Consider the following 25,236-nt stretch of genomic DNA (forward strand, 5'->3'; position numbering starts at 1 on the left):
CGTGATTGACATCCTAGAGCTCGCACTCTCAGCGTTCGAGACCCTGCGGACACCGGGACGGATTACGTCCGCGCTTCGCCATGGCGGTATCGCCGCGCTTGAGCACGAACATGCCAAGCTTTCCCCCGCAGTTCTCGACGACATAGAGAAGAAGGCCCACGAGATGCGGCGCAACGACGTCGGAGTCGTCATCTTCACGATGCCCGACTTCCCGAGCAGTTTGCTCTCGGAGCAAAGACCAGTCGCTCCGATCATCTTCTACCGAGGCAACAAGGACTTGTTCTACCGGGATGGCATCGGCATGTGCGGGTCACGGCATGCGAGCGCTAGAGGTCTGGAAGCAGCATCTCGCTGTGGTGCCCTAGCGACGCTGAAGGGGATGACCGTCGTATCCGGCTATGCAGCGGGCATCGATACCGCGACACACCTGGCAGCCCTCCGTAAAGGTGGAAGCACAGTTGTGGTGCTTGCCGAGGGAATGGACCATTTCCGCGTAAAGCGCGACTTTGCTGACGCATTCGACTGGGATCGTATCCTCGTGCTGTCCCAGTTCGCTCCGTCGCAGCCGTGGAGGGCACATGCCGCAATGGCGAGAAACGGGATCGTCTTCAGCCTCCCCAAGGCGCTGTTGGTGGTGGAGGCAGGGGAGAAGGGCGGCACGCTCGCAGCCGGAGAAGGTGCTCTCAAACTCGGTCGCACGGTCCTGACGGTCGGTTTCGGCGACGAAACTCCCCCAGGCAATCGCATCCTGATCGAGAAGGGGGCCACGGCAGTCAGTTCACCTAAGGAGCTGCGGGATTCATTCGACGAAGTACGATCCGCCGAGCCCGTGGTGGATCTACCAACCTTGTTCTAGCTGGACTGGCTCGAACCCCAGCTCGCCTCGACGAGGTCGATGACTCCTCTAGTCACCCGACCACACCCGAATCCGTCGACCGTGGTTGTTCGCGTCGCAGAAGGCGTTCACCAAGTTGACCAATTCGTGCCTCATTAAATCGACCTTCGTTGCAACCTTCCACGGAAGGTAGTCAGTTGTTTTGGTGTTCCGCTGGACCAAACTGCGCATGCGACCAACACTCTCATCGATTTCGAGGAGGATGTCCTGATACTTCTGTGAGTAAAGCGGGAGCGGTTTAGCGAGATGACGAGTCCCCGGAATCTCGCCGCTGTTTACTATCCGTTTGATGTCCATCAGGCCTGTGGTCATGGCCCCGAAGTCGCCTTCCTGAGAGGTCTCGTGCCGAATAGCGTCGCGATCAAGGATCCCCATGACTACGTCAAAACAGTGTCGGTCGGACATCTCGACGAAGGCGTGCCAGGAGATGCTTTGCGCAAGTCGCGAATCGAGGTGTTCTAGCTGCTGCAAATCCAGGTTCTCAAGATTCAGCAGCTTGCTCTGGGACCAAATTTCTGCCCACAACTCAAGCTTGCTCGATGTCTTCAGCGATTCGATACCGATGAAAATAAGCTTGTCGTACGCCTGATCGAGTTTGTGATCTTGAAAAGCCTTCTGGGTCTTGACGATCTTCGTGGTGTCGCAGGTTGCTGTCACTTGGACGGCAATTCGCTGACCTTCGTCGTGTAAGTCGACTGCGGGGAAATCGTGTTGTCCGAAGTTCGCGGAAGTCAGGTTCCAGCCTCGTGTCATGTTGAGCACCTCCCGATAAAGGGTTTCGATCGCAGTGCTCGCATCATTCAAACCGTGCTTTGTGCGGCCCTTTACATGCGCGTCTATCACACTCATCCGGTCGACGATTCGTCTCTTCAAATCGTCCTCGCGCATTCTGTTCTCCTTATCAGGTGCTTGCGTTTGGTCATTATGACAGACAGGCGTCACACGTTCAGGCTACGTGCTCACGGTATCGAGATTTCGAGAGCTTCGTTCGACTCCTCGGCAGGTTCTTACCAGCTCGACTAAAAATCAGGTCTCTGAAATTGTTAATTGTGTTATACCCCGCGGATCACCGAGTAATACATCGGAATTACTATCAGTCTAATTGATGTCGCAATACCGGTGGGTGTAATTGGCGAAAGGTCTAGACATTAGTGACCAAAACGGCAGTCTGAAAGGGGCGCGTCAACGCTGCTGGCCAAAACAAGGCATGGCAACCCGAAGCGCGCGGTGACGTCGACGAGGTGTTTTTGGAAAAGAACTCGGGCGAGTGCATAGCCGACCGCGCGCAGGTCAACGGAATCCTTGCGAACGTCCACGCGGTGACCAAGCGCGCGTGAAATCGCCGGACCTATCGACCACGCCCACGGCCGGCCTGCTGAGTCTCGTCGAGCTGCTCAAGTCGCAGAACGTCGTCCTAAAGCTCATCGACAACCCGGCGCTGAACGGCGGCACTCCCCGGGCCAAAACCACACTTACAATAATTACGGCGAGATCGCAGTTCGAACAGAAGCTGATCCGGGACTGGAAAGTCGAGGTATTAGTCGTCACAAAACCCAAGAAAGGATATGGCCAGGTGCCGAAGTTCAGCTCAGCGCAGATCAAGGAAACACGCCATCGGGGCACTGCCGACGTGCCGAAAGCAAAAGCGAATCAATATCTTAGCGTGTCCCGTCAGACACCGACTGCGGTGCTAAGCGACAGTGGCAGGTTTGCGTTGTTGTTACTGAGTTGTCAGCACAATAACTAAAAGCAAAACAACGATGAGTACCCGCACTCAAGTGGAAGTTTTGCAATTCGCGCCACTTTCCCATCGATCATACGTTTTCCATCGGTCATAGGCGAAGAGTGCGCGGCCTTCCTCGCTATAAATGTCAAGGGCGCTTCCCGGCTATCCGCCGCCTCCGAGTAGGTTCGGTCGCGGCGAAAGTCACACCACGACGAGGATTTTGCTAAAGGGGATGACGTGCGGGCTACCGCTTGTATCTAGGCGCATCCAAAGTATCGGAGGTCCGGACTCGCAATATCAAAAGTCAAAGCAGCCGCAACACAGGTCCCTAACGCACTCATCATAAGCGAGAACATGAACGACGAAGCGCGAGCCTGGCACGCACATCAAGTGGATGCAATTTTTCTCTCGCGCATACCTAGGAAGACGGAAAGGAAGAAACAAGTGTCGTGCCGTGGCTTAACCTAGATTAAAAGAATCACCCATGAGGTGCCGCAACGCGCGAACTACAGCCCAGACTATTAGTACTTGATCGCCGCTCCAGATACGCCTTCGATTGCCTGCTCCAGGCGCTCAACCTTCGCATCGATCTCGCCCTCGTATCCGGCTCGGATGTCGGCCTTGATAACGAGCGAAATGCGTGATCCGAACGGTGCAACTGCGTCAGTAGCACGCTTGACCACGTCGAAGACCTCGTCCCAGGAACCTTCAATCTCAGTGAACATACTGGTGGTCCTATTGGGCAAGCCCGAGTTACGGACGACTTTGACAGCGGCAGCGACAGCGTCGTGGACGGAGCCGTCCTCATGACCTGTGCCGGATGGAGCAACCGAGAATGCAAGCAGCATGATCGAACCTTTCTAGAACAACGATGAGTGGACAGGGTGACCAAACCTTTGATCGACGCCCTCGATGGTGGTAAACATCGAGTCGGTGTGGTTGGGCAGGCCCGAGTCACGGACGATCTTGACGGCGGCGGCTACCGCGTCGTGCACCGAGGCGTCGGCGTTGTCGCTGCCACTGGGTGAAACCGAAAATGCAACCAGCATGTTAGCTCTCCTTGGTAATGGGGGTGGCCGCGGCCTGAGCGGCAGCGGCACGGGTCTCGGCGCTGGGCAGCACGTGCGGGGCACCCAGGCGCCACAGCTCGCGCACGCACCAGACCAGTAGCACCAGCGTACCGATGTTACGCAGGGTGATCGTGATGACCGCCCACAGCTCGGCCCGCAGCAGCGACCCGTAGAGGTACGGATAGAACAGCTGGGTCAGCAGGCCCAGCACCAGGGCCAGCACCGCGGGGAAGCGGAAGCGTTCGGCCGAAACCACCAGGCCGAACACGATCGGGGCGATCAGCCACACCATAAACTGCGGCGATCCCACCTTGTTCACGGCGATCATCGCGGTCACCAGGGCCAGGACCAGCACCGGCAGAATGCGCAGCGCACCGGTGCGGGTGCGCTGGGCACGCCAGGCGAGAACCGCGATCAGTGCGACCACCAGCACGAGCACCGGAGTCATCACGGCCGAGAGCGTTTCCACACCCTCACCGCGCACCTGATAGGTGAGGATATCGCGGTCATAGTACAGCTCGGCGTTGCCCCCGAGCGAGGCGATCCACAGGTAGGGCACCGCAACCGGGGCCTCGATCTGAATGCCACGACCGGTCTGCTGGGTAATGAAGGACAGCACATTGGGGAATCCACCGATGAACAGCGCGGCTACCAGCACCACCAGGGTCGTGTAGATCCCGCCCACCAGAATCTTGACCCGCTGGCGCAGCACCAGAATCGCCGCTCCGATGGCCGCGGCCGGCCAGATCTTCATCCAGGTTGCGATGCTCAGGATGACCGAGGCGACCATCGGATGCCGCGAAATGATCAGCAGCGCCACGATCGCCATCGGCACGGTCACCGCGTCGATCCGGCCCATCACGATCGGCCCCAGCACCACGATAAACGCCATCCACCAGACGGCAGCCCGCTTACGACCGAGTGAACGTCCGTTACCCAGCAGTACCGCGTAGGCGATCGCGTTGAGTACCGAACACATCACCAACCAGCCCACCGCATAGAGTTCGTGGCCGAAGGCCAGCGGCGGGATCATCGGCAGCAGCGCCAGGATCGGATAGACCCAGGGCTGGTTGATGCCCACGATCGACCCACCGTTCATGGCCTGCTCGGACCACGGCAGGTAGACGATCGTGACGTCTCCCAGCGGGTACCCCGAGGAGGTCAGCGCGAGCCAGAATGCCCAGAGGTGGACAAGGACAAAGATGACCCAGTACGGGGTAAGTCGGGAATTCACATCCTCATCCTAGGTGGCGCGCGTAACGATTCCATGAGTTTGGCAGGCAAACGGATACGCTGGGCCCCAAAGAAGGGACACCTATGAGCCTCAACCTGAACCCCCGCACCGTCGTCTTTGACTACGGGGATGTCATCTCACTTCCGCAGAACGCCGAGGATTTTGCCCGCACCGTCGAGCTGACCGGCCTGGACGCAGAGACCCTGCTGCCGCCGTATTGGAAGCACCGCGCTCCGCTGGATCAGGGCACGATCAGCGTCCTTGAGTATTGGCGACTCATCGCCGAGGAGCTGGGTACCCACTGGGATGAGGCCCGGATCCAGGAGATCTGGATCAGCGACTTCCGCAGCTGGCTCTCGATTGACCCCGAGGTGTTTGCGATCATCCGTGAACTCTCCGAGGGTGGCACCCGCCTCGCCCTGCTTTCCAATGCCGGGGCCGATTTTGGTGGCTACTTCCGTCACGGCCCGCTCTCGGGCTACTTCGATGAGTTTGTTGTCAGCGGCGAGATCGACATGATCAAGCCCAATCACGACATCTACGTTCACACACTGAACCTGCTGGGAATCGACGCCGACCGGATGGTGTTTATCGATAACAAGGAGGAGAACATCTCCGCCGCACGCGAGCTCGGCATCACCGGCCACGTGTACACCTCCCCCGGCAGCCTGCGCGCGTTCCTGACCGAACTCGCCTAGCTCCGGCCAGTCAAAAGGTTTTCATGTCATCACCCTTTAGCCCGCTGACCCTGCGCTCGATCACCGCACGCAATCGCATTTGGATTGCCCCGATGTGTCAGTATGCGGTGGAACGTCAGGACGGTGTTCCCACCGCCTGGCATGCCGTCCATCTGGGACAGCTTGCGATCGGCGGGGCCGGCATCGTCCTGACCGAGGCCACCGCGGTCTCGCCCGAGGGGCGCATCTCCCCGCAGGACACCGGCATCTGGAACGATCAGCAGGCCGCCGCCTGGGCACCGATCACCGCGTTTATCACCTCGCAGGGGGCACTGCCGGGGATCCAGCTGGCTCACGCCGGGCGCAAGGCCTCGGTCTATCGTCCCTGGGGCACCGATCAGACCGGCAGCGTACCGGAGTCCGAGGGTGGCTGGGCCACCATCGCCCCGTCGGCGATCGCCTTTGACGGTTACAACAGCCCGCGCGAGATGACGACCGCGGATATCGCCGGAGTCGTGCGCGACTTCGGTGCCGCCGCACGGCGCGCGGTGGATGCCGGCTTCAAGGTGATCGAGATTCACGCGGCCCACGGCTACCTGCTGCACTCATTCCTCTCCCCGCTGTCCAACACCCGCACCGACTCGTTTGGCGGCACCCCGGAGAACCGGGCCAAACTGCTGGAGCTGGTGATTCGTGAGGTGCGCACCCGGGTCGGCGACCTGCCGATCTTTGTGCGTCTGTCGGCGACCGACTGGGCCGAAGGCGGCCTCACCGAGGAGCTCATCACCGACATCGGTCGCCGCGCCGAGGCCGCCGGTGCCGATCTGCTGGACGTCTCGACCGGCGGACTCGTCGCCCACCAGCACATCCCCGTTGCCCCCGGCTACCAGGTGCCCTTCGCCGCGAGCCTGCGTGCGGCAACCGGCATCCCGGTCGCCGCGGTGGGCCTGTTCACCACGCCCGAGCAGGTGGCTGAGACGCTGACCGAAGCACAGGCCGATGCGATCCTGATCGGCCGCGAGGCGCTGCGCGATCCGCACTTCCCGCTGCGGGCGGCGCACATCCTGGGGGCCGAGATCGACTACGTCCCGGGACCCTATGGACGGGCCGCCTACCCCTCGCACTAGGGGTCATAACTACAGCGCCCCCGCCGAGAATTCTCGGCGGGGGCGCTGTGGTGTTGGGAATTAGCTGTCACGGCGGGTGGCGTCGTGCACCTCACCCACCAGCTCCTCGATGATGTCCTCGAGGAAGAGCACACCGGTGGTCTGCCCCTCGGTGTCGATCGCGCGGGCCAGGTGCGAGCCCGAGCGACGCATCGTCGCCAGCGCGTCCTCCAGGTCCTGGGTCTCGGGCAGCGAGATCAGCCGGCGGATCCGACGCAGCGGGATCGGCTGATCCGGCGAGTCCTCGTCGCCCCCGGTATCAAAGCGCAGCACGTCCTTGAGGTGCAGGTAGCCGAGGAGGTCGTGTTCCTCCCCCTCACCAGACCCGGTGATCACGTAGCGCGAGAAGCCCTTCTTGGCGACCGCCCGCTCCAGCTGCGAGGTGGTCACACCCGCGGGCAGGGTCACCAGCTCGGCGGTGGGGATCGCCACATCGGAGACCTTCTTGCCGGTGAACTCAAACGCCGCAGTTAGCGCGCCCGAGTTATCGGTCAGCACACCCTCACGGGTGGACTGGGACACGATCGTGGCAACCTCGTCCAGGGTAAAGGTTGAGTTGGCCTCGTTCTTGGGCACCACCCGCATTGTGTGCAGGACCAGGTTCGCGAACCAGTTCAGCCCCCAGATGATCGGCTTGAACACGCGGGCGATGAACACCAGCGGCGGGGCCAGGATCAGCACCGCGCGGTCGGGTACCGAGAAGGAGAGGTTCTTGGGAACCATCTCACCAAACACCACGTGCAGGTAGGACACCAGCAGCAGGGTGATGATGAACGCAACCGTGCTCACCACACCGTCCGGCAGTCCGGTCAGCGCCAGCGGATACCCCAGCAGGTGGTGGATCGCCGGCTCGGACACGTTCAGGATCAGCAGCGAACACACGGTGATACCCAGCTGGCTGGTGGCCAGCATCAGGGTCGCGTGTTCCATCGCCCAGAGCGCGGTGATCGCGCTGCGCTTGCCCTTTTCGGCCAGCGGCTCGATCTGCGAGCGGCGTGCGGAGATCACCGCAAACTCGGCGCCCACGAAGAAGGCGTTACCCAGCAGCAGAATAAACAGCCAGGCGATTCCAGCCCAGTCACTCATCGCTGCACCTCCCTATCCGTCGGGTCGTCATTCGGGCGGGTGATGGCCTCCGGGATCAGGGTGACGCCGGTGCGCGGGGCGCTGTTTTCGGCGTCGGACACCGCGGGGGCCACGGTCTCGGCCTCGCCGGTGGCGGCGGCATCGGATTCCAGACGTTCGGTGCTGCGGAAGCGGATCCGGTCGATCCGGTGTCCGTCCATCCGCTCCACCCGGAAGGTGCCGTGCTCGGCGGCGTACTCGTCGCCGATTGCCGGGACGCGTCCCAGCATCGCCATCAGGTAGCCGGCAACGGTCTCATAGGGGCCCTCTTCGGGCACCAGAATGCCGGTGCGCTCGCGCAGTTCGTCGGGGCGCAGGCTGCCCGGGAAGAGCACACCCTCCACCGAGTTCACCACGCCCGCGCTGGTGCGGTCGTGTTCGTCGGATACCTCACCGACGATTTCCTCGACCAGGTCTTCCAGGGTCGCGACGCCGGCGGTTCCGCCGTATTCGTCCACCACCACGGCCATCTGCAGGCCACGGCCGCGCAGTTCGCCCAGCAGGAAGTCCAGGGGCATCGTCTCGGGAACACGCAGTACGTCAACCTGCAGGGCCGACACCGGCACGTCCGCGCGACGCTCGCGCGGAACGCCCACCGCGTGCTTGAGGTGGACGATGCCGACGATGTCATCGATATCGGTGTCGATCACCGGGAAGCGGGAGAATCCGGTCTCGCGGGCGAGATCCAGGACCGCCTGGGCAGGATCGGTGCGGGATGCGGCGACCACGCGCAGGCGCGGGGTCATCACATCGGAGGCGTCGTGAGCCGAGAAGCGCAGGGTGCGATCCAGCAGCGTCGCGGTGTCCTCTTCCAGGGTTCCCGCCCCCGCCGAACGGCGCAGCAGGCTGGAGAGCTCCTCGGCGGTTCTGGCTCCGGAGAGCTCCTCTTTGGGCTCAATGCCCACCGAGCGCAACACGCCGTTGGCGCTTCCGTTCAGGACTTGTACAGCGGGTCGAAAGATTGCGGTGAAGGCGGTCTGGAACGGCACCACAACCTTCGCGGTTGCCAGCGGCAACGCGAGGGCGAAGTTCTTGGGAACCAGTTCACCAATCACCATCGAGATCAGCGTGGCGATCACGATGGCCACCACACTCGAGATTGGCCCGATCGCGTCCTCGCTCACACCCCAGCTAATAAAGGGATCGGCGAGCAGCCGCGAAATACCGGGCTCCAGGGTGTAACCCGCGAGCAGCGTGGTGAGCGTAATGCCCAGCTGCGCGCTGGAGAGGTGTGTAGAAGTATGGCGCAGCGCGCCAATGGTGCGGGTGAGCTTTTGCTCACCACGGTCGCGTCGGGCCTCAAGATCGGAACGATCGAGGTTCACCAAGGCGAATTCGGAGGCAACGAAGAATCCGGTACCTACCGTCAGCAACAAACCGATGCCCAGCAGCACCCATTCCGACATTTAGATCACCGCCGTGAGGGCGTGTCTATGTCGAAGGTGGCCGGGCATGAGAGATCGAGGAGGGTCATCCATTGTGCCAAATAGCATAACAAACCGCGCCGAACCCCGCACAAGAAAGTCCACAAAATGTCTGCGTGACAAGACCCATGACGGAATTCTCACCTCACCGGGCCCGAACATTCCTGGAACATAAAAAAAGGTCTAGGCTTGTGCAGTAGATATGCAGCGTCGCAACCTACGTCGCTGAGTTCGCAAATGTCACGGAGAGAGTGGTGGTCTGGCGGTGTCAAGCCAGTTGACCGGAGTCGGAGCCGGGGACGGTTCGTCCGGAGAGTTCGGTGCCAACGAGTGGTTGGTCGAAGAGCTTTACGAGAAATTTTTAGCGGATAAGAACTCGGTGGATGAGTCGTGGTGGCCCACGCTAGAGGCCTTCCACACGAGCCAACAAGCCGGGCAGACCGGAGCGGTCGGCGGTGGTGTCCCTGCGACATCAGCCCCCGCAACATCGGCTCCGGCGCAGCCGACCGGTGCGCAGCCGGCACCCCCGGCCCCCACCACCGGCGCGCAGCCGGTGGCACGCACCACCGCGCATCAGCCCAATGCAAACCCGATCCCCGCGCAGGCCCCGCGTCCGGCAAAGAAGCCCGACGCCGACGCCACCAGCCCCGCGGTGGAGCCCGCAGAGGACGTGGTCACGCCGCTCAAGGGTCTGGCCAAGACCCTCGCCAAGAACATGGATGCGTCGGTTGCGGTTCCCACCGCCACCAGCGTGCGCACCATCCCCGCCAAGCTGATGATCGACAACCGCATCGTCATCAACAACCATCTGGCCCGTGCCCGTGGTGGCAAGGTGTCCTTCACCCACCTGATCGGCTGGGCGCTGATTCAGGCGATCAAGGAGACCCCGAGCCAGAACGTCTACTACGCCGAGGTTGATGGCAAGCCGAGCGTTGTGGCTCCGGCACACATCAACCTGGGTATCGCAATCGACGTGCCCAAGCCCGATGGAACCCGCTCGCTCGTGGTTCCCTCGATCAAGGCCGCCGACACAATGAGCTTCAGCGAGTATCTCTCCGCGTATGAAGACCTCATCAAGCGCGGACGCAACAACAAGCTCACGATGGCCGACTATGCCGGCACCACGATCTCGCTGACCAACCCCGGCGGCATCGGCACCGTGCACTCGGTCCCGCGTCTGATGTCCGGCCAGGGCTGCATCATCGGTGCCGGTGCACTGGACTACCCGGCAGAGTTCCAGGGCTCCAGCCCCAAGACGCTGGTGGACCTGGGCATCGGCAAGACCATCACCCTGACCTCCACCTATGACCACCGCGTCATTCAGGGTGCGGGTTCGGGTGAGTTCCTCAAGCGTGTGCACGAGCTGCTGCTCGGTCAGCGTAACTTCTACGAGGACATCTTCGCCGCCCTGCGCATCCCCTATGACCCCATTCACTGGGCACCGGACATCTCGGTGGATGTCAGCGGATTCCTGAACAAGACCTCCCGGGTCCAGGAACTCGTCAACGCCTTCCGCGTGCGTGGACACCTGATGGCCGATGTGGACCCGCTGGAATACGTCCAGCGTCGCCACCCCGACCTCGACATCTCCAGCCACGGCCTCACCTTCTGGGACCTGGACCGCGAGTTTGTCACCGGTGGCCTCGGCGGCACTCAGACAGCCAAGCTGCGCGACATCCTGGGCATCCTGCGCGACTCCTACTGCCGCACCATCGGTCTGGAGTACATGCACATCCAGGATCCGGCCCAGCGTCAGTGGATGCAGGACAAGGTCGAGCGTCCCTATGCCAAGCCGACGCGCGATGAGCAGCTGCGCATCCTCGGCAAGCTCAACGAGGCCGAAGCCTTCGAGACCTTCCTGCAGACCAAGTACGTGGGTCAGAAGCGCTTCAGCCTCGAGGGCGGCGAGTCGGTTATTCCGCTGCTCGATGCCATCCTGCAGGGTGCGGCCGAGGCAAACCTCGACGGCGCGGCCATCGGTATGGCCCACCGTGGACGCCTGAACGTCCTCACCAACATCGCCGGCAAGACCTACGGTCAGATTTTCCGCGAGTTTGAGGGACGCACCAACGAGAACATCTCCGGTTCCGGAGACGTCAAGTACCACCTGGGCACCGAGGGCACCTTCCACGGTGCCGGCGGGGAGCAGCTGCCGGTTTATCTGGCCGCCAACCCCTCGCACCTCGAGGCCGTCAACGGTGTCCTGGAGGGCATCGTGCGCGCCAAGCAGGACCGTCAGCCCATCGGCACGTTCACCACGCTGCCGATCCTGGTGCACGGTGACGCAGCGATGGCCGGACAGGGTGTGGTCCTGGAGACCATGCAGATGTCCCAGCTGCGCGGCTACCGCACCGGTGGAACCATCCACGTGATCGTCAACAACCAGGTGGGCTTCACCACGACGCCGGGCGAGGGTCGTACCTCGACCTACTCGAGCGATGTGGCCAAGACCATCCAGGCACCGATCTGGCACGTCAACGGGGATGATCCCGAGGCCGTGGTCCGGGTGGCCGAGCTCGCATTCGAGTTCCGTCAGAAGTTCCACAAGGACGTCGTGATCGACCTGATCTGCTACCGTCGTCGCGGTCACAACGAGGGCGATGACCCCTCGATGACCCAGCCGTTGATGTACAACCTGATCGAGGCCAAGCGCAGCGTTCGTAAGCTCTACACCGAGGGCCTGGTTGGCCGAGGCGACATCACCCAGGAGGAGTACGAGGCCGCCCACCGCGACTTCCAGGACCGCCTGGAACGCGCGTTCATGGAGACCCATGCAGCGCAGACCTCCTCCAACGTGCTGGTGCTGCCCACCGAGGGTGAGGGTGAGGACGACGGTTACACCGGCGAGCCCGCCTCGACCGGTGTCAGCGAGGCGCTGGTTCACCAGATCGGCGACGCGTTCAACAACAAGCCCGAGGGCTTCACCGTGCACCCCAAGCTGCAGCAGCTGCTGCAGAAGCGCCTGGATATGAGCCGCAACGGCAGCGTGGACTGGGGCTTTGGCGAGCTGCTCGCCCTGGGTTCACTGCTCATGGAGGGCACCCCGGTGCGCATGAGCGGTCAGGACAGCCGCCGCGGCACCTTCGTGCAGCGTCACGCGGTCCTGCACGACCGGGTGAGCGGCCAGGAGTGGCTGCCGCTGGCGAACCTCTCCGAGTCGCAGGCTCGATTCTGGATCTACGACTCGCTGCTCAGCGAGTACGCGGTGATGGGCTTCGAGTATGGCTACTCGGTTGAGCGTCCCGATGCCCTGGTGCTGTGGGAGGCACAGTTTGGTGATTTCGCCAACGGTGCGCAGACCATCATCGACGAGTTCATCTCCTCGGCCGAGCAGAAGTGGGGCCAGCGTTCCAGCGTTGTGCTGCTGCTGCCGCACGGATTCGAGGGTCAGGGACCGGACCACTCGTCCGCCCGGATCGAGCGCTTCCTGCAGCTCGCCGCCGAGAACAACATGACCGTTGCGCGTCCGTCGACCCCGGCCAGCTATTTCCACCTGCTGCGCCGTCAGGCCTACGCACGTCCGCGTCGTCCGCTGGTGGTCTTCACGCCGAAGGCCATGCTGCGTCTGCGCGGTGCGACCAGCGAGATCAGCGATTTCACCTCGGGCAAGTTCGAGCCGGTTATCGACGACGCCAGGATCACCGATCCCGCCGCCGTGACCCGGGTCCTGCTGCACGCCGGCAAGATCCACTGGGACCTGGCCGCCGAGCTGGCCAAGAACCCGGACGAGAAGATCGCCCTGGTGCGTCTGGAGCAGTACTACCCGCTGCCCGGCCACGAGCTGACTGCGGTCGCCGAGCGCTACCCCAACGCCGAGCTGGTGTGGGTGCAGGATGAGCCGGAGAACCAGGGTGCTTGGCCGTTCATCGCCCTGGAGACCCGCAAGCTGCTGCCCGAGCGTCGCGTTCGCGTGATCTCGCGTCGCGCCTCGGCCTCCCCCGCTACCGGGTCGGCCAAGCGTCACGCCGCCGAGCAGACGGCGATCATCACCCGCGCACTCGAGCAGTAGGCTCGCGCACACGAACGGCCCGTCGGTTTCCGGCGGGCCGTTTGTGTTGCGCCCTGTGTCGGGGCGCGTCGGCGCCCGCGGCTAGGCTGGGCGCATGCATGCGATTGAACGTGGCGCGGGCACACCGCTGATTCTGCTGCACGGATTCGGGGTGGATCACCGCAGTCTGCTGCCGCTGGACCCGGTATTTGAGCGGGCAGGCGGCTGGCGTCGCCTCTACCTGGATCTACCCGGCACCGCCGGCACCCCGGTGGGCGAGGTGCGCAGCACCGCGGACATGGTGGACGCCGTGGCCGCCGAGATCACCGCACGGATCGGTTCGGAGCCGTTTGCGCTGCTGGGGTACTCGTTTGGCGGGATGATCGCCCGCGCGATCGCGCACCGCCTCCGCGATCGGGTGATCGGCCTGGCCACGGTGGTGGGCGTGGTGGTCTCCCGGCATGAGGTGCGCGATGTGCCCGAGCCGACCGTGCTGCGCCACGACCCCGAGGCTCTCGCCCTCGCCGGGGATGCGGCCTCCGCCTACGCCGAGCTGGCGGTGGTGCAGAGCCCCGAAAACGTGCGCGCCTTCCTCGACCACGTGCAGCCGGGCCTCGCCTCGGTCGATCCGATCGGCCTGGGCCGGATCGCCGCCCGCTATACACTGCCGATCGAGCCCGAGGCGGCCTCCCCCGAGCCCTGGACGCGGCCGGCGCTGTTCCTCACCGCCCGGCAGGACAACGTGGTGGGCTATCGGGACACCTGGGCAACCCTCGACCACTATCCCCGCGCGACCTTTGTCGCCCTGGACGCCGCGGGCCACAACGTCCACCTCGACCGGCCAGAGCTCACCGCGGCTCTGCTCGACGACTGGGCGGCCCGGGTGCGCGCCGAGCGCTAGTGAGACATTGAGGACAACGCCACGGCTGCCCACCTGTGCGATTGCTGAACTTCCAAGGCGGTGCTTGTCGGGGCGCGATGGGCGGCGTAGCGTGCCCTCAACGGTCACTTACTAGGAATCGGGGGATTCTCTCATGACCATTCAGCTCCCTTCTCTGCACCCAGGTCTGGGTCCTCGGCGATGAGGGAAACGAGCTGGCGCTCGATCGATGCGCCGCCCGAGATCCCCGCCCCTCCGCGTCCGCCGGGGTCGATTACCGCTGGTTTTCTCACCGGGCTCGGCGGTTTCCTCGGTTCCCGCAGTCCCATCCTGCCGACCGTGGTGTTTGCGCTCATCATGCTCTCGAGCTCGCTTGCGTCTTTGTGGCTGACCGGCAACAGCGTCCCGGGCGTTCCGATCGGCCTGGTGCTCGCCTGGGGGTTCCTCGCACTGTACCCGCGCATCAGAAAACGGGATCAGGCGCTCATCGAACGCCGAGACCGCGAACGGGATCAGGCCGACCGGGTGGACCGTAACTCGGTCGAACCGAAGCCTCCCGTCGTTCCCTAACCGCCGCATAACAGCAACGCGCCGGACCCCGCATCGGGTCCGGCGCGTTCTTGTGTGTGGAGAGAGGTGAGGCTAGCCGGCGACGGGTGCGGCCACGAGGGCGCGGGCGCTGCTGGCGGCCCCCAGCGCGACCGCGTGTGAGCCCAGCTCGGCGCGGCTGATCACCAGGGTGCGGCCGCTGACCGGCGGGTGCTCGGCGAGGTAGGTGCGGATGCCCGGTTCGATCAGGTCCCAGGCGCCGCTCACCCCGCCGCCCACGACGAGGTGACCGAGGTCAAGGGTGGCCGCCAGGGTCACCGCGGCCTGGCCGATCATCAGCCCGGCCTCGGCAAACACGTTGGCCGCCGCGCCATCGCCCGCGCGGGCACGGGCGGCCAGGGCTGCACCGTCGCCCACCGGCAGATCCGCGGCGCTCTGCCCGGCGCGGGCTCGGTAGCGGCGCTCGATCGAGCGTCCCGAGGCGATCGACTCCAGGTGCGCCGACTGCCCACACGTGCACGGCTCCTCACCGTGCCCGGGCACCACGTAGCTCGGGCTGTGCCCCAGCTCACCGGCGGCACCCTCGGGTCCCTCCCAGAGCGCCCCATCGAGATAGATCGCGCCACCCACGCCTGTGCCCAGGGTGATCCCGGCCACGTTATCCAGCCCACGAGCAGCCCCGAAGGACAGCTCGCCCAGCAGGAACGCGTTCACGTCGTTGACCAGCGAGTTGGGGATGCCCAGCTCGCGGTCCAGGTGCGCGCCCACGCTGTAGCCCGCCCAGCCCGCAAACGAGGCGCTGGCCGCCACGATGCGCCGAGTCTGAGGATCCACAACCCCGGCCGCACCGATGCCCACCGACGCCGGGGACAACCCGGTCTCGGCGCTCAGCTCGGCAATCAGGTCCACCGCGAGCTGCACCATCGCCTCGCCACTCACCAGCGCGGGGGTTACCCCGCCACGCTCGGCGACCACGCGGCCGTGCTCATCCACAAAAACCACCAGGGTGGAGGTGCCGCCAATGTCGACACCCGCAACCACGTTTTCCCCCGAGGCGGCTACGGCAGCGCTCACGCGACGCTCTCGGCGAGAATCGCGCGGGCCGCGCGGCGACGCGCCTGCTCGACCGGATCCGGCGAGGGCGCCGAGGCCAGCAGTCGCTTGCTGTACTCGTGCTGCGGCCGGACCAGGACGTCGGAGCTCAGGCCCTCCTCAACGATGCCGCCGCGATACATCACCGCCACGCGGTGCGCGATATCGTGCACCACCGCGAGGTCGTGGCTGATGAACAGGCACGCAAATCCATAGCGCTCCTGCAGCTCACGCAGCACCGCGAGCACGCTCGCCTGGACCGAAACGTCCAGGGCCGAGGTCGGCTCATCGGCGATGATCAGTCCCGGCTCAAGCGCGATCGAACGCGCCAGACCCACCCGCTGCCGCTGTCCACCGGAGAGCTCATGCGGATAGCGGTCGGCGAAGTCCTTGGGCAGCTCGACCGCATCCAGCAGCTCGGCCACACGCTTGCGGCGCAGCGCCGAGGAGGCTCGCTTACCCTGCCAGCCGTGCACCACGAGGGGTTCGGCGATACAGTCGGCGATGGTCATCCGCGGATCCAACGAGGAACCCGGATCCTGGAAGATCACCCCCACCCGGGCGCGGGCTGCACGCTCGCGCCGGTTGAGCAGCGCGCGGTCCCGGACCGGCTGCCCGAAGATGTTGACGTGTCCGCCGGCCAGCGGGGCAAGTCCCAGGGCCGCGCGACCCAGGGTCGACTTGCCCGAACCCGACTCTCCCACCAGACCGACGATCTCGCCGCGGGCGATGGTCAGGCTCACGGCGTCCAGCGCGGTGAAGGTGGAACCCTTGCGGGTGTACTGCACGGTGGCATCCACCAGTTCCAGGGCCGCATCGGACCCGCCCTGGCGGGCAAATTCGGCCTCGGTTACCGGCGTCGCCCCGTCCACGGCGGGCTCGCTCACCACACCATCCATCTGAATGACCTGACCCGGCACGCCCTCGGCGATACCGGCGATCTCACTCCAGGCAGCCTCGGGCAGCTTGGGCACAGCATCCAGCAGGCGACGCGAGTAGTCGGCCTCGGGGGCCAGCAGCACGCGCTCGGCCGGGCCCTCCTCGACCAGGTTTCCGCGGAACATCACGGCCACCCGGTCGGCCACATCCGCCACCACACCCATGTTGTGGGTGACCAGCAGGAACGCGGTGTTGGACTCGGCGGCCAGGCCGCGAATCAGGTCGAGGATTTCAGCCTGCACGGTCACGTCCAGCGCGGTCGTGGGCTCGTCGGCGATGATGATGCGCGGGTTGCAGGCCAGCGCGATCGCGATGACCACGCGCTGGCGCTGCCCACCCGAAAGCTCATGCGGGAAGCCTTTGGCGCGGCGCTCGGGCTCGGGAATACCGACCCGGCCCAGCAGCTCAACCGCGCGCTCCCATGCCTGGTCCTTGGGGCAGATGTTGTGGTTCAGAAGCACCTCGGTGATCTGCTCGCCGATGCGCATGGTGGGGTTCAGCGCCGTCATCGGCTCCTGGAACACCATCGCGATGTCCTTCCCGCGCACCCCGTTCATCTTGGCCTCGCTGAGGGTGGCCAGATCGTTGCCGGCAAAGCGGATGGTGCCGCCCACCCTGGCGGTACCGGGCAGCAAGCGCAGCACGGCCATCGAGGTGACCGACTTGCCCGAGCCCGACTCGCCGACCAGGGCCAGCACCTCGCCCGGATACAGGTTCAGCGAGATGCCCTTGACCGCGGGAATCACACCGTTATCGGTGTGGAAGTCGACGGTGAGGTCGGTGATTTCCAGCACGGGCTCGCGTGCGGAGGTGTTTTCGGAACTCACTTGAGTCGTCCCTTCACGTCGAAGTAGTCGCGCAGACCGTCACCGATGCAGTTGAACGCAACCACAACCAGGACGATGCAGAATCCGGCGGGCAGGATCAGCCACCAGGCGCCGCCGTAGGTGTAGGAGATACCGCTGGTGAGCATCGCTCCCCAGTCGGTCGCGGGCTTTTGCACACCCATGCCCAGGAAGGAGATGTAGGCAACCAGCAGGATCGCGTCAGCCACCTGGAAGGTCGCGTTGACGATGATGGTGCCCACCGAATTGGGGATGATGTGGCGGGTGATTGCGCGGGAGTGGGTGCCACCCATCGCCCGGATCGCCAGCACGTATTCGCGGGACTTCAGCGAGATCGACTCGGCCCGCACCAGACGGGCGGGTACCAGCCAGGAGACCAGGCCGATGACCAGGATCATCAGCGGGACACTCGGCCGGGCGATGGTTGAGATGATCAGCAGCAGGAAAGTCGCGGGGATCGCGATACCGGCGTCCACGATGCGCATCATGACCGAGTCGACCCAGCCGCCGACGTATCCGGCGATGGCACCCCAGAAGGAACCGATCAGGGTGGCCAGCACACCGGCGGCCAGACCGATGATGATCGAGGTCTGACCGGCGATCATCAGCCGGCCCAGCACGTCATATCCCACGTCATCCGTGCCGAGCAGGTGACCCCGCTCGCCGGGACGCAGCGAGGCTTCGGAAAGGTTCGTGTGCACCTGGTCGGTCTGATAGAACAGCGGACCGAGGAAGCAGAAGATCAGGAACAGCACCAGGACGATCAGTCCGAAGACGGCCAACCGGTTCGAGGTGAAGCGGGCGAGGGCCCGGCGTCCGGGCTTCGCGGTGCGCGGCTGCGGCGCGGGGGTCGCGGCCGGGGTTGCGGTGACGTCGCTCATGCGAGTTCCCCTCTGGTTCGTGGGTCAAGCAGTGCCTGGATGAGGTCGGCGAGCAGCGAGCCCACCACGGTGGCGATCGCGATGATCAGCACACAGCCCAGCAGCACGGGGTAGTCCGAGGTCTGGGCGGCGGTCCAGAACAGCAGGCCCATTCCCGGATAGTTGAAGAGGGATTCGACCACGATCATGCCGCCGAACATCACCGGCAGGTAGTAGCCGAGCATCGCGATGACCGGGGTCAGCGAGTTACGAACCACGTGCCGGGTCACAACCACGGTGACCGAGGTGCCCTTGGCGCGGGCGGTGCGGACGTAGTCCTCGGAGAGGTTGTCGATCGTGGCCGAGCGCATGTAGCGCGAGAAGGTCGCGATAATACCCAGCGCCATGGTCAGCACCGGCAGCACGAGCCCCGCCGGATTGGCGAGCACCTCGCCGACGGTCGAGCCCTGTGGGGCCTGGGCGGGGAACCAGCGCAGCCACTGGCTGAACACGATCACCAGGATCAGGCCCAGGAAGAAGGAGGGCGTGGAGTAGATCACAAAGTTCCACGCTGTGAGGGCCACATCGCCGATCTTGCCGCGGCGGGTGGCCTGGTAGATACCCATCGGGATGGCCACGATCAGGGCGACGATCATGCCGATCAGGGCGAGGGCCATGGTCTTGGGCAGGCGCTGACCGATCGCCACCGAGACCGGCTTATTCAGGGTGAACGAGGCCCCGAGGTCTCCGTGCAGCAGCTGCCACAGGAAGTTCAGGTACTGCTGCCACAGGGGCAGATCGAAACCGTTTTTGTGGTTGAAGGCGTCGATCTGCTCCTGTGTGGCCTGCATACCCAGGACCCCGAGTGCGGGGCCCTGGGGCAGGGCCAGGTGTAACAGTGAAAACACGATGAGCGTGACGATCAGGATCACGATCACGGATTGGAATATCCGTCGCGCGAGGAACGTACCGATGTTTCCCCGTGGTCGCTTGGTTTTTGTCAGTGTGCTCATGGTGCTTCCGTTAGAGGGGTGTTATCCGATTACTTCCAGGACCAACGCTGCGGGTAGAACGAGGCTCCCGGGTCCTGCTGTCCGCCGATGTCCAGGCCCTTCTTGATGACCGAGACCTGGTATACCGGGTTCGGCATCCACATCACGGGCAGGTCCTGAGCCAGCAGCGCCGAGTACTTCTTGGCGATGTCCTTGTCGGTCGAGAAGGTCAGATCGGTGATCAGCTTCTCAGCCTCGGGGTTGTCGTACTGGCCGGCGTTCCACTTGGTGTCCTTGGCGAACACGCGCTCACCGTTGGGGTAGGCGGAGAAGTACCAGCTACCGGCGGTGCCGAAGAAGACCAGCTCCCACTTGCAGTCGCCACCGGTCTTGCAGCTCTGAGCCTCGGTGAGTACCGAGTCCAGCGGGATCGCGTCGATGGTCATGTTCACGCCGACCTTCTGCAGCGAGGACTTGATCTCGGCCATCATGTTGTCGGTCTCCTGCGAGCCGTTCTGGGTGGTGACCACGATGTTCATGGCCTGGCCGGCGGCGATTCCGTCACCACACTGGTCGGCGCCGGAACCGGCGTTTTCACAGGTCAGGACACCCTGGGCGTTCTTCTTCCAGCCGTGGTCGGTGAAGAGCTTCTCCGAGGCCTTGAGGTCGAACGGATACGGGTTGTTCTTCTGCTCATCGGAGAGGTAGTCGGTGGCGGGGTCCTGCGGGATCGGGCCGTAACCCGGGGTCGCGGCACCCTTCCAGATGACATCCGAGATCGACTTCTGGTCGATCGCGTGCTGCAGGGCCTGACGCACGTAGAGCTGCTTGTATACCGGGCCCATGGTGGGGTTGGCGAAGTTGTACGGCATGTAGGTGATCGACCAGCCCTTCCAGGGGTCAATCTTGTAGCCGAGGTCCTCGAACTGAGCCTTGGAGCTCAGCTGAGCCGAGGTGATGTAGCCGTAGTCCACATCGCCCGAGCGCACCACGTTCATCTCGGCGTCGGCCGAGGTGAAGGGCATGAACGTGACGTTCTTGATCTTGGCCTTGTCCACGCCGGTGTACTTCTCGTTTGCGGTCAGCTCAACCTGGCCGGCATCGGTCCACTTGCCCACGGTGTAGGGCCCGTCCACGGTCTTCCACAGCGGGTTGGTGGCGTAGGTGGACATGTCTTCGGCCTGCTTGAACAGGTAGTCCAGAACCTTCTGGGCACCGGCCTCGTCGCGGTCGTAGTCGCCCACGGCTTCGCTATCGGAGGTCTTGTCCCAGACGTGCTGCGGCATGGGGTACATCAGGGTCAGCTGGTTGGCCAGCAGGAAGTCCTGGTTGTACACCTTGTCGAAGGTCAGGGTGAAGTTCTTGTCGTCGTTGATCTCGAACTTCGTGACGTTATCGGGCATGTTTCCAGCCGAGTAGCCACCGATCTTGGTGTTGTTGTAGCGGGCCAGGTTGTACCAGAACTCCACGTCGCGGGAGGTGACGGGCTTGCCGTCGCTCCAGTCGAGGTCGTTCAGGGTGATCTTGACCGAGGTTCCGTCGGCTGAGAACTCGTAGGACTTGGCGGCCGAAGCCTTCTTGTCCCAGCCCATCGCGCCGCCGGTGCCGTCGTATTCAAACAGCGGAACCCACATGGTGGACTTCAGCGCCTTGTTGTGGGTGGCCATCTTGTCCGGCGGGGACATCGGCAGCAGCCAGTTGGGGCCGGTGCCCGCGGGCAGGGCGTAGGTCACGTTGTCCTTGTTCGAGGCCCCGCTGTCACCGCCATTGTCGGCACCGCCGGCACAACCGGCGAGGATCAGTGTTGCCGCGGCCGCGGCGGCCACGGTGGCCACCCAGCGACGGGTCGATAATGTACGCATCAAACCTCCTTGTTTTGGCATTGCCAAATTTACTCAAAAGTTGCTTCGAAAATTGGCGTAAGTAAACTGTTACACGAATTAAGCCCCCTCCGATAGTCGGAGCAGGTTACGTTCGGATAACTACGCCTGAGGGTTAGTCCCGGGTGCGCAGGAGGCGCACAAAGGTTTTGGCCCGGGCACGGTCGGTCGCCCACACCATGCCGGGTCCGGATCCGGTCGCCGAGCCCAGGGAAACCCCGGCCTCGGCGGGCCTCGCCGAGCGTGCCGAGAAGTGCAGGGCACCCACCCCGGTCGCCGCCACGGCCTCGCAGTTTTCGGGGCTGAGCCCGCCACCGGCCATCAGGGTGATGTCCCCGGCCAACGGCACCAGCTCCCGCAGCCGCGGGAGTGCATCCCCCACGCTGCTTTCCCCACCCGAGGTGAGGATGCGCCCGATCCCCGAGCCCCGCAGGGACTCCAGGGTGCGCGCCTGATCACGGACGTAGTCGAAGGCGCGGTGCAGGGTCACAAAGACCCCGTCCGCCGCTTCGATCAGCCGATCGAGAGTGTCTCGGTCCAGCTCGCCGTCGCGCAGCGCACCGATCACCACCCCGTCCACGCCGCGGCGCGCATAGGAGCGCACCTCGGCGACCATCACGGCCACCTCATCCTCGGTGAAGTCGAATCCACCGGGGCGGGGCCGCACCAGCACGTGCACCTGAGCGGGGGTAACCGCGGTGTGTGCCAGTTCGAGGGCGGTCTCCACGAGACCGTCCGAGGGCGAGAGCCCGCCGAGCTCCAGCCCGGCGCACAGCTCGATTCGATCCAGGCCCAGATCCGTGGCGATACGGATGCCGGCGAGGTCGCCGACCGCCATTTCCAGGGTCTGGTGGGTCGTGTTTACGGTCGCGCTCATGGCAGGATCACTCTCGTTCGAGTTCAGTGCGGGTCCGCTGTTGTTCGCGCTCATGGCAGGATCACTGCTTCTAGTGCGGGTTCATGATCGAACGTATCGAAGGGGAACATCGGCCGGTCGATCCGGTGATGGCCGAGACGTTCGAGGTCTTGGTCGACGCCGCCCGGGGTCAGGGCGAGGGTCCATCCGCGCTGCACATCGTAGAGTTCGGGTTCCAGGTACCCGATCTTGGTGACCACAATCTGGGCGTCGGCGGGCGAGAGCCCGATCGCCGTGAAGTCGGTCACCGCGTGATATGCCTTGCGGAATTCGGTCACGATCACGTGCAGCCCGCCCACCCGGATGACGGCGATGCGGCCGGCGGCCGGGTCGCCCTCGTGGAGCGAGTGCAGGATGCCCACCACGCGGGCGGGGCCGGCTGGACCAGAGTCCACGCGGGCACCCACGGCGATGTCGACGGGGGCACCGATCGGGGTCTGGGCGAGTACCTCCAGGGCCTCGTGGTCAAAGACCGAGGCGCACAGGGTGATCGGGGAGTCTTCGGCGGTCAGTCGCTCGTCGGCGAGCAGCTGGGTCAGGGTCCAGGTCACATCCCCGGTACCACCGGCGCCGGGGTTGTCGCCCGAGTCGCTGATCAGGTAGGGGTGAGTGGCGCTGGCCAGGCCCGCGTCCACGCCCTCGGCCAGGGTGCCGGGAGGGCCCACAAATTCGAACTCGTCACGCACATCCCAGAAGGCGCGGGCCAGCTCGTGGGCGCGGGCTGCGATGACCTCGCGGTCATAGCCGGTGACCACAACGGTCGCGTTGCAGCGGGGCTCATCGGCCCAGGCGTAGCCGACCCAGATGGCCGCATCCACAACCTCGGGCAGCGCCTCGATTGCCGGGATCCGCTCATACAGGCTCTTCGCGGGCTCGACCCGAGTGCTGGTCTTTTCTCCGGGCAGCAGGATCGGCACGCGCACCCACGCCTTGAGCGGAGTGCGGCCCTGGCGCAGCGCGTCCACCAGGTTGATGATCGCGCGGTCGCGGGTTTCCCAGGCGTCCTCATGCGGGGCCAGGCGGAAGCAGGTGATGAGGTTGACGGCGTCCAGCAGCGGCTGGGTCACATTGCCGTGCAGGTCCATTGCCGCCGAGATCACGGTGTCGGGTCCCACCAGGGCACGCACGGCCGAGACAAAGTCACCCTCGGCGTCGTCCATACCGTCCACGCTCATGGCACCGTGGATGTCGAGGAAGACACCGTCCAGCGGGCCCTCGGCCAGCAGTGCGGCGAGGCCGTCGAGGATCTGGGTGCGGATGCTGGCGTAGACGTTCGCCAGGACCGGACCACCGGGGATGGCGCGGGCACCGAGCACCGGCAGCCACTGCGCGGCGTCGCGCAGTTGTGTGCCGGGGGCGATCGAGGCGTAGCGGTTCACGAGGGCGTCGCCGGTGACGATCGGGAAGTCGCGGAAGTCGGCGCGGTGCGGCGAGAAGGTGCTCGATTCGATGGCGAACCCGGCGATCGCGATGCGCGGAAGAGTGGAGGACGAAGTGCTCATATCCCCAGCATCGGCTCACTCGGGCATTCGAGCAAGCCCCGAAGGCTAAATCTCCAAAAACGTAACAAGCACGTAATATATTTCGTAAATTCCGAACTAAGTTTCTACGAATTCGAATTAACTACCGCTGGTACGCAATTCCGCATCGATCCGCGCCGGGTCAATAATCTCCTCAAGCAGGGCCCAACCGATCCCCTGCACTCCTCCGGTCCAGCCAATCTCACTCACCGAGACGTCGAGGAAGTCGGTCGCCATCGGCAGACACTGCGTATAGATCGCCTGGCGCACCCCGGCCACAAACGCCTCGGACTGCGAGAGCTTGCCGCCCAGCACCAGGGCCTCGGGATTGAAGAAGTTAACAATCGTCGCCAGCACCTCGCCGGTGCGTCGTCCGGCATCACGCAGGTAGCGGGTGGCCAGGGGGTGGGCATCGCTGGCGATCGCGATCAGCTCGTTCATCGACTCAACCTCGACCCCCTCCTCGCGCAGCGAGTCGAGGATCGCCGATCCGCTCGCGATCACGTCGAGGCACCCCAGGCGTCCGCAGGAACACGGGATCGGCTCGGCATCGCTCAGCGACACGTGACTGATGTCCCCGGCGATCCCGCGGAACCCGCGGTGCAGGGCACCCGAGGCGATCACGCCGCAACCGATACCGGTTCCGGCTTTGACAAACACCAGGTTGTCAATATTCTGACCACGGTAGACGTACTCCCCCAGCGCCATGATGTTGGCGTCGTTGTCGACGCGGGCGGGCAGTCCCGAGTAGGACTCCAGCAGCTCGCGCACGGCAACCCCGTTCCAGCCGGGCATCCGTGAGGGTGCCACCAGCTTGCCCGTGCGGGAGTCCACCGGACCCGGCAGTCCCATCGCGATGCCGGCGAGTTCCAGACCCTCCCCAGCCTCGGCCACGAGGGCACGGCTGCGCTCAACCAGCTGGCGCACCACGGCCTCGGGTCCGTCAATCAGCGAGACGGTTTCCAGGGACTGGGCGATCAGCCGGGCGCGACGATCCATGACCCCGAGGGACGCATGGTGCTCCCCCAGATCGATGCCGACAACCACCTGGTTGCCCACCTTGAGGGAAAGTGAGCGGGGCTTGCGTCCACCGGTGGATTCCCCCTTGCCGGTTTCCTCGAGATAACCGGCGGCAATCAGTTCCTCCACCCGCATCGCGACGGTGGACGCCGAGACGCCGGACAGGCGCGCGAGTTCGGCACGTGAGGAGGCCTGCCCGGTCCGGATCAGGTGAAACAGGGACCCGGCGCTCGCCCCGGCGTTCTGCGCGGCGGCGGCCTTGCCGCCTCCGCGACGCCCGGGCACCCCCGGCACCACCGGTTCTGCGGGCACAGCCTGGCGCGGTTCGACCGATGCGGTGGGGACGGGATTCGCGGTCACGGGGCCTCCTGAAAGCGTGGGTTCTCGCACACTATCGCACTTAGTCCGCGATTGGAGAAAGGTTCTTCGAAACTCGCG

General features: G+C 64.6%; 21 protein-coding genes. 7 read left to right on the forward strand and 14 right to left on the reverse strand.

The genetic code is table 11. The features are described from left to right. Window position 1: 1 nt before the first annotated feature. Window positions 2-856, forward strand: coding sequence for a DNA-processing protein DprA (locus tag D9V34_RS14300; RefSeq protein WP_121689172.1), 855 nt, complete (start codon window positions 2-4; stop codon window positions 854-856). A gap of 48 nt (window positions 857-904) precedes the next feature. Here D9V34_RS14300 and D9V34_RS14305 read toward each other — a convergent pair whose 3' ends face one another. Beyond that, window positions 905-1,783, reverse strand: coding sequence for an SMEK domain-containing protein (locus tag D9V34_RS14305; RefSeq protein ID WP_121689173.1), 879 nt, complete (start codon window positions 1,781-1,783; stop codon window positions 905-907). Between the two features lie 445 nt (window positions 1,784-2,228). Here D9V34_RS14305 and D9V34_RS14310 point away from each other — a divergent pair, with 445 nt between their 5' ends. Continuing rightward, window positions 2,229-2,642: a recombinase family protein gene (locus tag D9V34_RS14310; RefSeq protein WP_121689174.1), complete on the forward strand. Its 414-nt coding sequence runs from the start codon at window positions 2,229-2,231 to the stop codon at window positions 2,640-2,642. Window positions 2,643-3,142: 500 nt separating this feature from the next. Here D9V34_RS14310 and D9V34_RS14315 read toward each other — a convergent pair whose 3' ends face one another. Genes D9V34_RS14315 through D9V34_RS14325 form a run of 3 tightly spaced genes read right to left on the reverse strand, consistent with a single transcriptional unit; the run spans window position 3,143 to window position 4,925 of the window. Further along, on the reverse strand, window positions 3,143-3,469 hold the full coding sequence (locus D9V34_RS14315; RefSeq protein WP_121689175.1) for a thiamine-binding protein: 327 nt from the start codon (window positions 3,467-3,469) through the stop codon (window positions 3,143-3,145). A gap of 12 nt (window positions 3,470-3,481) precedes the next feature. After that, the gene (locus D9V34_RS14320; RefSeq protein WP_121689176.1) at window positions 3,482-3,670 is read right to left on the reverse strand and encodes a thiamine-binding protein; all 189 of its coding nucleotides are present in this window, start codon (window positions 3,668-3,670) and stop codon (window positions 3,482-3,484) included. A gap of 1 nt (window position 3,671) precedes the next feature. Beyond that, window positions 3,672-4,925: a glycosyltransferase family 87 protein gene (locus tag D9V34_RS14325; protein ID WP_121689177.1), complete on the reverse strand. Its 1,254-nt coding sequence runs from the start codon at window positions 4,923-4,925 to the stop codon at window positions 3,672-3,674. Between the two features lie 83 nt (window positions 4,926-5,008). Here D9V34_RS14325 and D9V34_RS14330 point away from each other — a divergent pair, with 83 nt between their 5' ends. Together D9V34_RS14330 and D9V34_RS14335 are read left to right on the forward strand one after the other, a co-directional pair. Next, window positions 5,009-5,623, forward strand: a complete 615-nt coding sequence (locus tag D9V34_RS14330) for an HAD family hydrolase (RefSeq protein ID WP_121689178.1) — start codon at window positions 5,009-5,011, stop codon at window positions 5,621-5,623. Window positions 5,624-5,646: 23 nt separating this feature from the next. Next, window positions 5,647-6,729, forward strand: coding sequence for an NADH:flavin oxidoreductase/NADH oxidase (locus D9V34_RS14335; protein WP_121689179.1), 1,083 nt, complete (start codon window positions 5,647-5,649; stop codon window positions 6,727-6,729). A 60-nt stretch (window positions 6,730-6,789) separates the two neighbouring features. Here the strand turns inward: D9V34_RS14335 and D9V34_RS14340 are convergent, their stop codons facing one another. Beyond that, a complete protein-coding gene (locus D9V34_RS14340; protein WP_121689180.1) occupies window positions 6,790-7,854 on the reverse strand; it encodes a hemolysin family protein in 1,065 nt (354 codons plus the stop codon). Then, entirely contained in the window at window positions 7,851-9,299 is a 1,449-nt protein-coding gene (locus D9V34_RS14345) for a hemolysin family protein (RefSeq protein WP_121689181.1), read from the reverse strand. Before D9V34_RS14345 ends, D9V34_RS14340 begins: the two co-directional genes overlap by 4 nt. A gap of 283 nt (window positions 9,300-9,582) precedes the next feature. Between D9V34_RS14345 and D9V34_RS14350 the strand changes: the two genes are divergently transcribed. The 3 genes from D9V34_RS14350 to D9V34_RS14360 all read left to right on the forward strand — a co-directional run bounded on the left by D9V34_RS14350 (window position 9,583) and on the right by D9V34_RS14360 (window position 14,755). Then, window positions 9,583-13,326 carry a multifunctional oxoglutarate decarboxylase/oxoglutarate dehydrogenase thiamine pyrophosphate-binding subunit/dihydrolipoyllysine-residue succinyltransferase subunit gene (locus D9V34_RS14350; protein ID WP_121689182.1) on the forward strand — a complete coding sequence of 1,248 codons (3,744 nt, stop codon included), beginning with the start codon at window positions 9,583-9,585 and terminating at the stop codon, window positions 13,324-13,326. A gap of 94 nt (window positions 13,327-13,420) precedes the next feature. Then, complete coding sequence (locus tag D9V34_RS14355; protein ID WP_121689183.1) at window positions 13,421-14,206, forward strand: alpha/beta fold hydrolase; 786 nt, start codon at window positions 13,421-13,423, stop codon at window positions 14,204-14,206. A 180-nt stretch (window positions 14,207-14,386) separates the two neighbouring features. Then, window positions 14,387-14,755: a hypothetical protein gene (locus tag D9V34_RS14360; RefSeq protein ID WP_121689184.1), complete on the forward strand. Its 369-nt coding sequence runs from the start codon at window positions 14,387-14,389 to the stop codon at window positions 14,753-14,755. Between the two features lie 72 nt (window positions 14,756-14,827). On the opposite strand, the gene D9V34_RS14365 is transcribed toward D9V34_RS14360, so the two are convergent. From D9V34_RS14365 to D9V34_RS14400, 8 genes are all read right to left on the reverse strand, one after another. Next, window positions 14,828-15,808, reverse strand: coding sequence for an ROK family protein (locus tag D9V34_RS14365; RefSeq protein ID WP_220700601.1), 981 nt, complete (start codon window positions 15,806-15,808; stop codon window positions 14,828-14,830). After that, complete coding sequence (locus tag D9V34_RS14370; RefSeq protein ID WP_121689185.1) at window positions 15,805-17,592, reverse strand: dipeptide ABC transporter ATP-binding protein; 1,788 nt, start codon at window positions 17,590-17,592, stop codon at window positions 15,805-15,807. The genes D9V34_RS14365 and D9V34_RS14370 overlap by 4 nt, the downstream gene beginning before the upstream one ends. After that, entirely contained in the window at window positions 17,589-18,491 is a 903-nt protein-coding gene (locus tag D9V34_RS14375; RefSeq protein ID WP_121689186.1) for an ABC transporter permease, read from the reverse strand. Before D9V34_RS14375 ends, D9V34_RS14370 begins: the two co-directional genes overlap by 4 nt. After that, the gene (locus tag D9V34_RS14380) at window positions 18,488-19,483 is read right to left on the reverse strand and encodes an ABC transporter permease (protein ID WP_051701935.1); all 996 of its coding nucleotides are present in this window, start codon (window positions 19,481-19,483) and stop codon (window positions 18,488-18,490) included. The genes D9V34_RS14375 and D9V34_RS14380 overlap by 4 nt, the downstream gene beginning before the upstream one ends. 29 nt (window positions 19,484-19,512) lie before the next feature. Beyond that, on the reverse strand, window positions 19,513-21,324 hold the full coding sequence (locus D9V34_RS14385) for a peptide ABC transporter substrate-binding protein (protein WP_121689187.1): 1,812 nt from the start codon (window positions 21,322-21,324) through the stop codon (window positions 19,513-19,515). Window positions 21,325-21,457: 133 nt separating this feature from the next. Next, window positions 21,458-22,219: a copper homeostasis protein CutC gene (locus tag D9V34_RS14390; protein WP_183091986.1), complete on the reverse strand. Its 762-nt coding sequence runs from the start codon at window positions 22,217-22,219 to the stop codon at window positions 21,458-21,460. 50 nt (window positions 22,220-22,269) lie between these two features. Beyond that, window positions 22,270-23,760 (reverse strand): M81 family metallopeptidase, encoded by a 1,491-nt coding sequence (locus D9V34_RS14395; RefSeq protein WP_121689189.1) that lies wholly within the window; start codon window positions 23,758-23,760, stop codon window positions 22,270-22,272. 117 nt (window positions 23,761-23,877) lie between these two features. After that, window positions 23,878-25,158: an ROK family transcriptional regulator gene (locus tag D9V34_RS14400; RefSeq protein WP_245992029.1), complete on the reverse strand. Its 1,281-nt coding sequence runs from the start codon at window positions 25,156-25,158 to the stop codon at window positions 23,878-23,880. Between the last annotated feature and the right edge of the window lie 78 nt (window positions 25,159-25,236).

The sequence above is a fragment of the Mycetocola lacteus genome (genome assembly GCF_003667575.1).
Classification (GTDB): domain Bacteria; phylum Actinomycetota; class Actinomycetes; order Actinomycetales; family Microbacteriaceae; genus Mycetocola; species Mycetocola lacteus.

What these genes read in the sequence shown, in the direction of transcription:
- D9V34_RS14385 (WP_121689187.1), bottom strand. Translation starts at nt 21,324, where the DNA reads ATGCGTACATTATCGACCCGTCGCTGGGTGGCCACCGTGGCCGCCGCG.
- D9V34_RS14315 (WP_121689175.1), bottom strand. Translation starts at nt 3,469, where the DNA reads ATGCTGCTTGCATTCTCGGTTGCTCCATCCGGCACAGGTCATGAGGAC.
- D9V34_RS14360 (WP_121689184.1), top strand. Translation starts at nt 14,387, where the DNA reads ATGAGGGAAACGAGCTGGCGCTCGATCGATGCGCCGCCCGAGATCCCC.
- D9V34_RS14395 (WP_121689189.1), bottom strand. Translation starts at nt 23,760, where the DNA reads ATGAGCACTTCGTCCTCCACTCTTCCGCGCATCGCGATCGCCGGGTTC.
- D9V34_RS14390 (WP_183091986.1), bottom strand. Translation starts at nt 22,219, where the DNA reads ATGAGCGCGACCGTAAACACGACCCACCAGACCCTGGAAATGGCGGTC.
- D9V34_RS14340 (WP_121689180.1), bottom strand. Translation starts at nt 7,854, where the DNA reads ATGAGTGACTGGGCTGGAATCGCCTGGCTGTTTATTCTGCTGCTGGGT.
- D9V34_RS14335 (WP_121689179.1), top strand. Translation starts at nt 5,647, where the DNA reads ATGTCATCACCCTTTAGCCCGCTGACCCTGCGCTCGATCACCGCACGC.
- D9V34_RS14330 (WP_121689178.1), top strand. Translation starts at nt 5,009, where the DNA reads ATGAGCCTCAACCTGAACCCCCGCACCGTCGTCTTTGACTACGGGGAT.
- D9V34_RS14375 (WP_121689186.1), bottom strand. Translation starts at nt 18,491, where the DNA reads ATGAGCGACGTCACCGCAACCCCGGCCGCGACCCCCGCGCCGCAGCCG.
- D9V34_RS14320 (WP_121689176.1), bottom strand. Translation starts at nt 3,670, where the DNA reads ATGCTGGTTGCATTTTCGGTTTCACCCAGTGGCAGCGACAACGCCGAC.
- D9V34_RS14380 (WP_051701935.1), bottom strand. Translation starts at nt 19,483, where the DNA reads ATGAGCACACTGACAAAAACCAAGCGACCACGGGGAAACATCGGTACG.
- D9V34_RS14305 (WP_121689173.1), bottom strand. Translation starts at nt 1,783, where the DNA reads ATGCGCGAGGACGATTTGAAGAGACGAATCGTCGACCGGATGAGTGTG.
- D9V34_RS14345 (WP_121689181.1), bottom strand. Translation starts at nt 9,299, where the DNA reads ATGTCGGAATGGGTGCTGCTGGGCATCGGTTTGTTGCTGACGGTAGGT.
- D9V34_RS14355 (WP_121689183.1), top strand. Translation starts at nt 13,421, where the DNA reads ATGCATGCGATTGAACGTGGCGCGGGCACACCGCTGATTCTGCTGCAC.